Annotated in this window: 10 protein-coding genes; 7 read left to right on the top strand and 3 right to left on the bottom strand. The window is 67.9% G+C overall.

The features are described from left to right. The 3 genes from ACE5C1_RS13005 to ACE5C1_RS12995 form a co-directional block, all read left to right on the top strand. The coding region (locus tag ACE5C1_RS13005; protein ID WP_374944502.1) for a methylated-DNA--[protein]-cysteine S-methyltransferase at window positions 1-572 on the top strand (572 nt) is incomplete at its 5' end. 24 nt (window positions 573-596) lie between these two features. Beyond that, window positions 597-914 (top strand): hypothetical protein, encoded by a 318-nt coding sequence (locus ACE5C1_RS13000; protein WP_374944501.1) that lies wholly within the window; start codon window positions 597-599, stop codon window positions 912-914. After that, the gene (locus tag ACE5C1_RS12995) at window positions 911-2,431 is read left to right on the top strand and encodes a CpaF family protein (RefSeq protein ID WP_374944500.1); all 1,521 of its coding nucleotides are present in this window, start codon (window positions 911-913) and stop codon (window positions 2,429-2,431) included. Before ACE5C1_RS13000 ends, ACE5C1_RS12995 begins: the two co-directional genes overlap by 4 nt. 21 nt (window positions 2,432-2,452) lie before the next feature. Here ACE5C1_RS12995 and ACE5C1_RS12990 read toward each other — a convergent pair whose 3' ends face one another. Next, on the bottom strand, window positions 2,453-2,809 hold the full coding sequence (locus ACE5C1_RS12990) for a hypothetical protein (protein WP_374944499.1): 357 nt from the start codon (window positions 2,807-2,809) through the stop codon (window positions 2,453-2,455). A 25-nt stretch (window positions 2,810-2,834) separates the two neighbouring features. Continuing rightward, window positions 2,835-3,761 carry a hypothetical protein gene (locus ACE5C1_RS12985; protein ID WP_374944498.1) on the bottom strand — a complete coding sequence of 309 codons (927 nt, stop codon included), beginning with the start codon at window positions 3,759-3,761 and terminating at the stop codon, window positions 2,835-2,837. Between the two features lie 774 nt (window positions 3,762-4,535). Between ACE5C1_RS12985 and ACE5C1_RS12980 the strand changes: the two genes are divergently transcribed. Next, window positions 4,536-5,744, top strand: a complete 1,209-nt coding sequence (locus tag ACE5C1_RS12980) for an aspartyl protease family protein (RefSeq protein WP_374944497.1) — start codon at window positions 4,536-4,538, stop codon at window positions 5,742-5,744. Between the two features lie 177 nt (window positions 5,745-5,921). Here the strand turns inward: ACE5C1_RS12980 and sppA are convergent, their stop codons facing one another. Next, window positions 5,922-7,808: a signal peptide peptidase SppA gene (sppA, locus tag ACE5C1_RS12975; protein ID WP_374944496.1), complete on the bottom strand. Its 1,887-nt coding sequence runs from the start codon at window positions 7,806-7,808 to the stop codon at window positions 5,922-5,924. 278 nt (window positions 7,809-8,086) lie between these two features. Here sppA and ACE5C1_RS12970 point away from each other — a divergent pair, with 278 nt between their 5' ends. The 3 genes from ACE5C1_RS12970 (at window position 8,087) to groL (ending at window position 11,606) form a co-directional block, all read left to right on the top strand. Continuing rightward, complete coding sequence (locus ACE5C1_RS12970) at window positions 8,087-9,490, top strand: MATE family efflux transporter (protein ID WP_374944495.1); 1,404 nt, start codon at window positions 8,087-8,089, stop codon at window positions 9,488-9,490. 115 nt (window positions 9,491-9,605) lie between these two features. Beyond that, the gene (gene groES / locus ACE5C1_RS12965) at window positions 9,606-9,893 is read left to right on the top strand and encodes a co-chaperone GroES (protein ID WP_374944494.1); all 288 of its coding nucleotides are present in this window, start codon (window positions 9,606-9,608) and stop codon (window positions 9,891-9,893) included. Window positions 9,894-9,959: 66 nt separating this feature from the next. Beyond that, the gene (gene groL, locus ACE5C1_RS12960) at window positions 9,960-11,606 is read left to right on the top strand and encodes a chaperonin GroEL (protein ID WP_374944493.1); all 1,647 of its coding nucleotides are present in this window, start codon (window positions 9,960-9,962) and stop codon (window positions 11,604-11,606) included. The last annotated feature ends 61 nt before the right edge of the window (window positions 11,607-11,667 follow it).

Here is an 11,667-nt window from a genome sequence, read left to right as displayed (position 1 = left end):
CGGGCTATTCCGCCCCGAGCCGGTTCTACGATCACGCCGCGCCGCGGCTGGGCATGACGCCCAGTGCATGGCGGCGCGGTGGCGCAGGCGTGACGATCCGCTGGACGATCGCCGCGACCAGCTTGGGCGCCTTGCTGATCGCGGCGACCGAACGCGGGCTGTGCCGGGTGGCCTTCGACGAGGACGACGCCACTTTGCGCGAACGCTTTCCGATGGCAGAGATCGCGGAGGGCGACGGGGCATTGGCGGCGCTGGCGGAACAGGTGGTGGCGGCGGTCGAATCCCCGGATCGTGACCGCGATCTGCCGCTCGACGTCCGCGGCACCGCGTTCCAGGAGGCGGTCTGGCAGGCGTTGCGGACGATCCCGCCGGGCGAGACGAGAAGCTACGCCGAACTCGCGGCACTGGCCGGGAACGCGACGGCGGTGCGCGCGGTGGGCTCCGCGTGCGGCGCCAATCCCGTGGCGATCGTCGTGCCCTGTCACCGCGTCCGCCGGACTGACGGCACCGTCGGGGGCTATGCTTACGGGGCGGATCGCAAGCGCGCGCTGCTCAAGCGCGAGCGCGCCTGACGCCGCGTTGACCATCTCCACCGCATGGCAGCGGCCCATGTGGCCCGCGCGCTCGGCTTTGCAGCGATCGGGGTGGCGCCGGTCGCCGCGGTCGCGATCGGCAACTTCTGGCTCCATTATGCGCTGCCGCTGTTCCTGACCGCCGCGGTCTTGTCGGGGGAGGCGTTCGCCATCCCGCGCACCGGGCGGTCACCGCTCGCATCGCCTCGCGAAAATGGCCAACCGACACCGAGAGATGCCGATCGCCTGGCGGCGCAACGATCTTGGTGCCCCGTGATGGTTAGGCAAATCGCAAGGCTTCCCGTTTACCTCCGTTTGCCAGACATGAGGGTTCAGGCATGAGTGCGTTCGGACGTCGTAGCGGCACGGGTGGAAGCGGGACGCGCCCCGGGTTCGGGGTGGCGCGGCCGATGCAGGGCGGGTCGGTGCGGGAGCCGGGAGGGGAGCAATTCCCCCCGCTCGAAACGCTGCCGATGCCCGGCGAGATCGCGGCCGACGACCTGATCGGGGCGATGCCCGGCCAGAGCGATGCGATGCAGCGGCTGGCCGATCGCCAGAACGCCAGCGGCGACGCCGGCAACAGCCGGGTCGAGGGGTTCGAGGCATCGATCCACAAGATCAAGGAACAGGTGCTGCCGCGCCTGCTGGAGCGCGTCGATCCCGAGGCCGCGGCGACGCTGGGCAAGGACGAGCTGGCCGAGGAGTTCCGCCCGATCATCGGCGAGGTGCTCGCCGAATTGAAGCTGACGCTCAACCGCCGCGAGCAGTTCGCGCTGGAGAAGGTGCTGGTCGACGAGCTGCTGGGCCTCGGCCCGCTCGAGGAGCTGCTCGCCGACCCGAACATCACCGACATCATGGTCAACGGCCCCGAGCAGACCTATGTCGAGCGCAAGGGCAAGCTGGAGCTGGCGCAGATCCAATTCCGCGACGAGGAGCATCTGTTCCAGATCGCGCAGCGCATCGTCAACTCGGTCGGCCGCCGCGTCGACCAGACCACGCCGCTGGCCGACGCGCGACTGAAGGACGGGTCCCGCGTCAACGTCATCGTGCCGCCGCTGAGCTTACGCGGCACGGCGATCTCGATCCGCAAATTTTCGGCCAAGCCGATCACGCTGGATATGATGGCGGGCTTCGGCAGCATGAGCCCCAAGATGGCGACCGCGCTCAAGATCGCGGGCGCATGCCGGTTCAACGTGGTGATCTCGGGTGGCACCGGCTCGGGCAAGACGACGATGCTCAACGCCTTGTCCAAGATGATCGACCCCGGCGAGCGCGTGCTGACGATCGAGGATGCCGCCGAGCTCCGCCTCCAGCAGCCGCATTGGCTGCCGCTAGAAACTCGCCCCGCCAACCTGGAGGGTCAGGGCGAGATCAGCATCCGCGACCTCGTCAAGAACGCGCTACGTATGCGCCCGGACCGGATCATCCTGGGCGAAATCCGCGGGAGCGAATGTTTCGACATGCTCTCCGCCATGAACACCGGTCATGACGGATCGATGTGCACGCTCCACTCCAACTCCCCGCGCGAGGCCCTCGCCCGTATGGAGAACATGGTGATGATGGGCGACATCAAGGTGCCCAAGGAAGCGATCAGCCGCCAGATCGCGGATTCGGTCGACATGATCGTCCAGGTCAAGCGCCTGCGCGACGGATCGCGCCGCGTCACCAACATCACCGAGGTGATCGGCATGGAAGGTCCGGTGATCGTCACCCAGGAACTGTTCAAGTTCGAATATATGGAAGAGGGCGCCGACGGAAAGATCCTGGGCGAATACCAGTCGATGGGCCTCAGGCCCTATACCCTCGACAAGGCCCGCATGTTCGGCTTCGATCATGCAATGCTGGAGGCGTGCCTGTAGCACTCTCAGGGCAGGGCCTGGTCATGGGGCGAGCGGTCGCCGACCCTCCACGTGCGTCGCGCCGCCATCGCCGCCCGGGCCGAAGGAACGTCCTACCGTCACCCCGGCAAAGCCTCCACCGACCAGGAACGGGCTGAGGTCCTGGACGGGATTGGTGCGGTTGAGCAGACGCGCCCGCTCGGCCGAGACGCTCTGTTCCGGCGCGGCCGAACGCTGCACGAAGGTCACGCGGTAACGGTCTGCGCTCCGCCTGCCACATACGGTGATGTCGGCGACGTCGGCATCGATGGGACAATGCGCCTCTGCCTGAAGGCGCGCATGTGCGGTGGCGATCAATGCGTCGACGTCCTGCGCCGCGGCGATCAGGAGCACAAGCATGGGTCGGCTCTCCCCGGCAAAGCGCTCAACCGGCGCAGGTCAAATTGATCCGTTTCGCAGCCTTGTCGAAACTGATGCTCGAGCAGCGCGACAGATCGCCGCGGCCGATCGTCAGGACATGCTCCGAACGGTCCTTGCGCTTGCCGTACACCACGACTTCATTGGGGTCGGCATCCGCATCGGGGATGCCGCCGGCGTTGCCGTAATCGGATATGCGCGCGTTCATCGCGGCGACACGTACCGGCCCGATCACCAGCGGTGCAGCCAGCCGCAGCGATCGGACCGGGCGAGCGACGCCGAACCGGATGATCTCGGTCCGCGGCGCGCCCTCGAGCTTGGCGCCATTGGTCGCCGCCAGGTCGTTGGCCGCCGCCGCGGTGGCGAGCGAGTCGACGCGCTGCAGATTCCATTGAACGAATACGCTGGCCTGCCCCACCTGCACTATCGTGCCCAGCCGCCCGCCCTTGCGCGTCATCGGCAAGCCGATCCGCCGCTCACCCGACACTTCGGGGCGCATCAGGAAGGTGACAACGGTGTGCGGCACCGATTCGGGGCCCAACGCCACGTCGGCGTTGCCGACGCTCGGTCGCTCGAACCACAGGGCGCGCCGCTTCTCGACCGATCTCCCGATGCCCAGCGTAACCACCCCGGTGCGTCCGGGGATCGTCACGGCGCCGACCCGCGCCTCGACCGTGAACATGCTGCTCTTGAGTGACAGTCTGCCGGCGACGTCGGGGTTCAGCACCGGATAGGACAACCCGTCGGCCGTCATCAGCACCCGAACCGGGCTGCCGTTGACGCTGCCTGCGAACGCGCCGTCCGCAGGCACGACCAGCACCGGCGGCGGCGCGGCGGAAACGCCGGACACCCATGCCACCACCGCCAGCAGAACGACGTTCGTGGGGTGCCGCCGAGGCCCGGCTTCGGCGATCCCGCGCGCGGTGTCCGTCATCCTCGGTGTCCTCATGATGTTCCGCATTCGCCTGTTCGCAAGAAGAGCAGCGATCGCCGCGCGAACAACGCGGCGACGACGGTGGCATACAGTCCGACTGCCGCGAACACGAGCGCCCAAGGCCATTCGGTTACGGTAATCAGCCAAGCCGTATCAGGTATAACCAATCCAGTTGCGCTGACCGCCTTTGCCGCGGTCTGCGCGAGCGCATCCGGCGGCTTGTTCTCCGGCAGCTTTCACGCCTTTGTTGTCGCTGCATGAATGGCATATCGCTGCTCGCCGACGCGAAAGCCGATCGCCAAGGTACTGCTCGCCTTGAAAGCGGAAACAACTGGTGGAGGTGATGCAGGCGTACGTAATCGGCCGGCTCAGCCGTGATCATGCGACCGAGATCGTCGAACGCCCCCGCGAAGCCGCCGATCGCCTTGCGCACGACCCGCACCGTGCCGTTGTCACGAAAGGCGTAATCGCCTCGAACCGCGAAGCGATCACCGATACGAGGCGCGCCGAATCTCGATTTCGGTCAACAGAACCTCGACGGCGACTGCCACGATCTCAGTCACAATCTCACGTCCCTTGTTGCGCGGGCGTCGTGCCGAGCAGCACTTCGACGCCGCAGCCCCCCTCGCGCGGCAACATGATCTTGTTCTGTTCGTGAACAATCGTACATGATCCGCCAGGCGGAACAGGATACGGCATGCGCAGGCCGTGCCGCAATGCGGTTCGGCACCGCTCACTATTGTCTGGGCGTAACGATCCTCTACAGCCGGGTCGATGCGCATCCCGGTCGCCATTGCGTTGCCGATCGCCATCGCCGCGTCCTGCGGTCAGGCGTCGCCACAGCGCGCCCTCGCTGCTGCCGCCCCAGAGGCTGGCATCGCGCGACTTGCTTCCGACGCCGAAGACCGCTGGGTCCAATTCGATCTGACCCCCGGCAACCAGATTCGCTTTCCCCTGACCCTCGACGGTCGCACCCTCACCGCGATCCTCGACACCGGCGTCAGCGTCACCGTATTGTCGCGCAAGTCGATAGCGGTCGATGCCACCAGGCTCCGCTCGGGCGGGCAGGCCACTGCGATCGGCGGGCAGGTCGCGATCGATTGGATGGCGACGCGCGAGATCGCGATCGGCGGGCTGACCCTGACCGGGGCGAGCGTCGCGGTCACCGCCTTGCCCGCGCTGGCCACCGGCAGCGGCGCTGCGGTTGACATGCTTGTCGGGCGTGACCTGATCGGCGGGCAGGCGCTCGATATCGATTATGCCCACCGCCGCTTCCGCCTGATCGCCTCGGGGCGGTTGCCGTTCACCGGCGCCACCGCGCCGCTCACGATATCCCCGCAGCGGCTCGTCTACGAAAGCGCCATCACGTTGGGCGCTCGGACGCTCAAGCCGATGATCGTCGATACCGGCGACGGCGCCGCGATCACCGTGACGCAGGCAGGCTGGGCCGCGGCGGGGCTGACACGCCTGCCGGCGACCAGCGCGATCGCTTACGGCCTGGCCGGGCCGCTCGTCACGACGCTGGCGATCGTGCCCACGCTCCGCGTCGGTACGCTGGAAGCGGCGTCGGTCGAGGTGCGCGTCGAGGGCGATGGCGGCTTTTCGAAGGCGGTGGGGGCTGCGGGCCGGATCGGCTCGGGCTTCCTCCAGAACTACCGCGTGCTGCTCGATCCGGGGGCGGGGCGGATGGTGTTTCAGCCCGGCCCGGGCGCCAACCGCGCGCCGCTGCGCTCGACCAGTGGCTTGCTGCTGGGGCTGGAGCGCGACCGGCTGAAGGTGCTGCACGTCATGGCGAACGGCCCTGCTGCCGCTGCCGGATGGCGCGAGGGCGAGACGATCTGTTCGGTCGACGGTACGCCCATCGCCCCCGATTACCCCGCGAGCCCGCTGGCCGCGTGGTCGGTGGGCGCGCCCGGACGGATCGTCCGGCTGGGCGTGTGCGGCGGCGCCGAGCGGACGCTGCGGTTGGCCAACTTCTACTGAGGGGTCGGCCCCCGATCACCGGACCGACCGCGCCTTCGCGAACGGCTTCGGTTCTTCCTGCGGCACCTTCGGCGGCGCCAATGCGCGTTGCCAATAGCCGACGTCGATCCACCGCGCGTGCTTGACAGGTCGCCGTGATGGCGCCCGCATCCCCGGCGCGCGCCGGTCGCACTGCGATCAGAAGGCGAAGCCCAGTTTCGCGAGCACCACGTCGAGCAGCCGCGCGTCGGCGCCCGCACTCGGGCTGGGGCCAAGGCCACCGCATTCGAGGCAGCGCGCCTGAATCGAGCCGCCCGTCGCCAGCCGCCTCACGTCGCCGACCGCCTGCGCCAGCACCGCGCGGCGATCCGCGGCGACCCGCGCGAACACGTCGCCCGCGGGTGCCCCGGCATCGTCGTCGTCGTCACGCGTGAAGCTCTGCGCGAGCTTGGACGCCCAGCCGGGTTCCTTTTCGAGGTACACCGCATGGACGTCGTTCGGGTCGAGCTTGGCGCGCCTGGCCGCTTCGCCAATCGCGTCGGACAAGGTGCCGAAGCGGTCGACGAGTCCCAGCTGACGCGCGGTGCCGCCGTCCCACACGCGACCCTGACCGATCTGGTCGACGCGCACGGGCGTCATGTGCCGCGCCTTGGCCACCCGCCCGACGAACTGGCGATATCCGTTCTCGATTCCCGCTTGCAGGATCGCATCGACGGTGGGGTTGGTGCCCGCGTACAGATCGGGCTGGCCGGACAGCGGTGTGGTCTTCACCCCGTCGGCAGTGATGCCCACCTTGGCCAGCGCATTCTCGAAGGTCGGGACGATCCCGAAGATGCCGATCGACCCGGTGATCGTCGACGGCTCGGCAAAGATCGTGTCGCCCGCGGTCGATACCCAATAGCCGCCCGACGCCGCCAGCCCGCCCATCGACACCACGATCGGCAGCCCCTGGCGCTTGGCCTCCAGCACCGCGAGCCGGATGCGCTCGGACGCCAGCGCCGAACCGCCCGGCGAATCGACCCGCACTACCAGCGCCTTCAGGTCGCCCTTGGTCAGCCCCTTGAGCACCGCCTTGGCGATCGTGTCGCCGGCGGCGGTGCCGGGCCCGCCCTCGCCATCGACGATATCGCCCGCCACCGTCACCACGCCGATCGCGCCACCCTTGGTGGGCAGCGGGTTGGCGTCGATCCATTTGGTCAGGCTGATCGTCTTGAAATTGCCCGCCGGTTTTTTGGCATCGAAGCCGGCGATCTGCGCGACGCGGCGCCCAAAGGCGGTCCGATCGCCGAGCTTGTCGACGATCCCTGCGCTCAGATTGGCGCGCGCGACGTCGCCGTTGGCGGCCAGGATCATCTTGTCGGGCGCGGCCAGGAACTGCGCCACCTGCGCCTTGGGCCGCGCCCGCGCGATGCTGTCGCGCCATTGCCCGAAGATCGAGCCGTACAGCGCGGTCAGCGCCTCGCGCGCCTCCGGGCTCTGGTCGGCGCGAGTGTAGGGTTCGACAAACGACTTGTAGCGGCCGACCTTATAGACGTGGGTGGTCACCCCGAGCTTGTCGATCAGCCCCTTGTAGTACAGCTGGCTGCCGCCCGGCCCGGTGAACAGCGTGCCGCCCATCGGGTTGATCCAGATCTCGCTGGCATTGGCGGCTAGCCGGTAATCGCTGTCGGTATAGCCGGTGGCATAGGCGAGCACCGGCTTCTTGGTCGCACGGAAGCGGGCGACCGCGTCGGCGACCTCCTGGATCACCGCGGGATAGCCGCCGCCGAAGCGGTCGAGGTCGAGCACCAGCGCCTTGACCCGGTCGTCGGTACGCCCCGCGTCGATCGCGCGGACGACGTCGCGCAGGCGGTATTGCTTGGCTTGCGGCCGCCCCGCCAAGGCGGCGAACGGCGCCTGCTCCTCGGGCTGCTCGACGATCGAGCCGTCGAGGTCGAGGACCAGCGCGCCGTCGCCGATCGCGGCCTTGCCCGGCCGGTTGGCCAGGGCTGCGAACAACAAACCGAAGAACAACAGCATCCCGACCAAGACGAGCCCGTCCTTGATCGCGACAAGCAGCTTCCATGTGACCCGTACCAGCTTCACGTGTCTACTCCGGCCCGGCGGAGCGCGGGCGTTTCCGGCACGATAGCGGGAAGTGTGATGGTCGAGCAACACAATCGTTGAATGGTTGCGGGTTTCGAATGCCACACACGATCCGTCACCCCGGACTTGTTCCGGGGGCCAGCGAGCGGCGGGCGATGCGGATCGAGGCTCAAGATCTTCGCACGCGGCACCCTGGACCCCGGAACAAGTCCGGGGTGACGACGGATGCTTCGCGACTGCCTATCCTCCATACTCAGCCTCGCCTATGGCCTCGTCGCGTGCACCAAACCTCCGCCCCAACCCCGCTCACCGCATCCTCCGCCACCCTGGCGGGCGAACTGCGCGCACTCGCCCGCCTCGCCGCACCTCTGGTCGCGGCGAACCTGCTGCAGATGGCGGTCTATGCGGTCGACGTGATCTTCGTCGCGCGGCTCGGCACCGTCGAGTTCGCAGCGGCGACGCTCGGCGTGTATCTCTATTCGATCATCTCGTTCGCGTTGCTGGGGCTGGTCGGCGCCGCATCGCCGATCCTCGCCGCCGAGCTCGGTCGCCGCCACCATGCGGTGCGCGAGGTGCGGCGGTCGTTCCGCATGTCGCTTTGGCTGGCGGCGCTCGCCAGCGTGCCGTTCATGGCGCTGCTGGCGAACGGCGAGACGCTGTTCCTGCTGGCGCATCAGGACCTCGCGGTCGCCAAGCGCGCGGGCGCGTTCCTCGATATCCTGCTGTTCGCGATGCTGCCGTTCACCGCCGCGGTGGCGATGCGCAACGCCGCCGCCGCGCTCGGGCGCCCCGGCTGGGCGATGGCGGTGACCGCGCTGGCGCTGGCGGTCGGCATTCTCGGCAATTGGCTGCTCGTCTTCGGCCATGCCGGATTCCCCGCGCTCGGGCTGGAGGGATCGGCAATCGCCAGCGTCTTCACGACGGTCGCGATGGCGCTCGCCTACGGCCTGATCCTGGCGTTCGATCGCAAGCTGCGCCGCTACCGCCTGTTCGGCCGTTGGTGGCGCCCCGAATGGTCGCGGCTGGCCGAGATCGCGAAGCTGGGCCTCCCGATTGCGCTGACCATGACGTTCGAGGGCGCATTGTTCGGTGGTGCAGCGTTCCTGATGGGGCTGATCGGGGTGATCGAGGTCGCCGCGCATGCGGTCGCGCTGCAGATCGCCGCGGTCGCGTTCCAGGTGCCGCTCGGGATCGCCCAGGCCGCCACCATCCGCGTCGGCATGGCTTACGGCGCCGCCGACCGGCGCTGGATCGGGCGGGCGGGGTGGAGCGCGCTGGTGCTCGGCATCGGCTTCATGGGCGCGACCACGGTCCTGCTGTGGCTCGTGCCGCGCCTGGTGGTGTCCGCCTATCTCGACGTCGACGCGCCCGCAAACGCCGCGGTGATCCCGCTGGCGGTCCAGTTCCTCGGCGTCGCGGCGGTGTTCCAGCTGTTCGACGGGGCGCAGGTCGTTGCCGCGGGGGCACTGCGCGGCGTCCAGGATACCCGCGTGCCGATGGTGATCGCCGCGCTCGGTTATTGGGTCGTCGGCTTCGGCGTCGCGGTGCTGCTCGGCTTCACCTTCGCGTGGCGCGGCCTCGGTATCTGGATCGGCCTGGCGAGCGGGCTCGGGGCGGTCGCCGCGCTGCTGCTCTGGCGTTGGGCCGCGCGCGAACGGCTCGGGCTTGTTCCCGCTGCCTGAAATTTGGCGTCCGTGGCATTGACGCCGAGCAATCGCCCGCACATATGGCGTGTGTTGGCACTCGGGCATCCTGAGTGCCAGAAATCTGTCACATTCAAAGAAGAGGGCATCAGCAATGAACTTTCGTCCGTTGCACGACCGCGTTCTCGTTCGCCGCGTCGAGGCTGAAGAGAAGACCGCGGGCGGGATCATCATCCCCGACACCGCCAAGGAAAAGCCCCAGGAGGGCGAGGTCGTCGCCGCCGGCACCGGCGCGCGCTCGGAGAGCGGCGAGGTCCACCCGCTCGAGGTGAAGGCCGGCGACAAGATCCTGTTCGGCAAGTGGTCGGGCACCGAGGTCAAGGTCGACGGCGAAGACCTGCTGATCATGAAGGAATCCGACATCCTTGGGATCGTTGGCTGAGCGCCGTTGGCCTCACCTTAGCCTCACCTTCCAATCTCAATCATTCTCATCTGAAAGGGTAGCCACATGGCATCCAAAGACGTGAAATTCGGCCGCGACGCGCGTGAGCGCATCCTCCGCGGCGTCGACATCCTCGCCGACGCGGTCAAGGTGACCTTGGGCCCCAAGGGCCGCAACGTCGTTATCGACAAGAGCTTCGGTGCTCCCCGCATCACCAAGGACGGCGTCACCGTCGCCAAGGAGATCGAGCTCAAGGACAAGTTCGAGAACATGGGCGCGCAGATGCTGCGCGAAGTGGCCTCCAAGACCAACGACGTCGCCGGCGACGGCACGACCACTGCGACCGTTCTGGCGCAGGCGATCGTTCGCGAAGGCATGAAGTCGGTCGCAGCGGGCATGAACCCGATGGACCTCAAGCGCGGCATCGACCTCGCGGTCGCCAAGGTCGTCGAGGACATCAAGGCGCGCAGCAAGCCGGTGGCCGGCACGCGTGAGATCGCCCAGGTCGGCATCATCTCGGCCAACGGCGACACCGTCGTCGGCGAGAAGATCGCCGAAGCGATGGAAAAGGTCGGCAAGGAAGGCGTGATCACCGTCGAGGAAGCGAAGGGTCTCGAATTCGAGCTCGACGTCGTCGAGGGCATGCAGTTCGACCGCGGCTATCTGTCGCCCTACTTCATCACCAACCCGGAAAAGATGTCGGTCGAGCTGAACGACCCGTACATCCTGATCCACGAAAAGAAGCTCAGCAACCTGCAGGCGATGCTCCCGATCCTGGAAGCCGTCGTCCAGTCGGGTCGTCCGCTCCTGATCATCGCAGAGGACATCGAGGGCGAGGCGCTCGCCACGCTCGTCGTCAACAAGCTGCGCGGCGGCCTCAAGGTCGCAGCGGTCAAGGCACCCGGCTTCGGCGATCGCCGCAAGGCGATGCTGGAGGACATCGCGATCCTTACCAAGGGCGAGATGATCTCGGAAGACCTCGGCATCAAGCTGGAGTCGGTGACCTTGGCCATGCTCGGCACCGCCAAGCGCGTCCAGATCGACAAGGACAACACCACCATCGTCGACGGTGCGGGTGATTCCGACGCGATCAAGGGCCGCACCGAAGCGATCCGCCAGCAGATCGAGAACACCACCAGCGATTACGACCGCGAGAAGCTCCAGGAGCGTCTCGCCAAGCTCGCCGGCGGCGTTGCGGTCATCAAGGTCGGCGGTTCGACCGAGGTCGAGGTCAAGGAGCGCAAGGATCGCGTCGACGACGCTCTCCACGCGACCCGCGCCGCGGTCGAGGAAGGAATCGTCCCCGGCGGCGGTACCGCATTGCTGTACGCCACCAAGTGCCTTGAGGGCATGACGGGCGTCAACGACGACCAGACCCGCGGCATCGATATCGTCCGCAAGGCGCTGTATTCGCCGGTTCGCCAGATCGCACAGAATGCGGGGCATGACGGTGCGGTGATCTCGGGCAAGCTGCTCGACGGCGACGACGCCAACATGGGCTTCAACGCGCAGACCGACACCTACGAGAACCTCGTCGAAGCCGGCGTGATCGACCCGACCAAGGTCGTCCGCACCGCGCTCCAGGACGCGGCCTCGGTCGCCGGCCTGCTCATCACCACCGAAGCGGCGGTGAGCGAGATGGCCGAAGACAAGCCGGCGATGCCGATGGGCGGCGGCGGCGGCATGGGCGGCATGGGCGGCATGGACTTCTGATCGAGAACGGCCTGCGCCACGCTGGCGCAGGACTCGTCCGAGGACGGCCCGGGCTTTCCCA

It is taken from the genome of Sphingomonas sp., from assembly GCF_964263785.1.
Lineage (GTDB): Bacteria > Pseudomonadota > Alphaproteobacteria > Sphingomonadales > Sphingomonadaceae > Sphingomonas.
This window is presented reverse-complemented; position numbering and strand designations above follow the sequence as displayed.

Coding starts and splice junctions, on each gene's coding strand:
- ACE5C1_RS13000 (WP_374944501.1), top strand. CDS start 597: ATGGCAGCGGCCCATGTGGCCCGCGCGCTCGGCTTTGCAGCGATCGGG.
- ACE5C1_RS12995 (WP_374944500.1), top strand. CDS start 911: ATGAGTGCGTTCGGACGTCGTAGCGGCACGGGTGGAAGCGGGACGCGC.
- ACE5C1_RS12990 (WP_374944499.1), bottom strand. CDS start 2,809: ATGCTTGTGCTCCTGATCGCCGCGGCGCAGGACGTCGACGCATTGATC.
- ACE5C1_RS12985 (WP_374944498.1), bottom strand. CDS start 3,761: ATGACGGACACCGCGCGCGGGATCGCCGAAGCCGGGCCTCGGCGGCAC.
- ACE5C1_RS12980 (WP_374944497.1), top strand. CDS start 4,536: ATGCGCATCCCGGTCGCCATTGCGTTGCCGATCGCCATCGCCGCGTCC.
- groES (WP_374944494.1), top strand. CDS start 9,606: ATGAACTTTCGTCCGTTGCACGACCGCGTTCTCGTTCGCCGCGTCGAG.
- groL (WP_374944493.1), top strand. CDS start 9,960: ATGGCATCCAAAGACGTGAAATTCGGCCGCGACGCGCGTGAGCGCATC.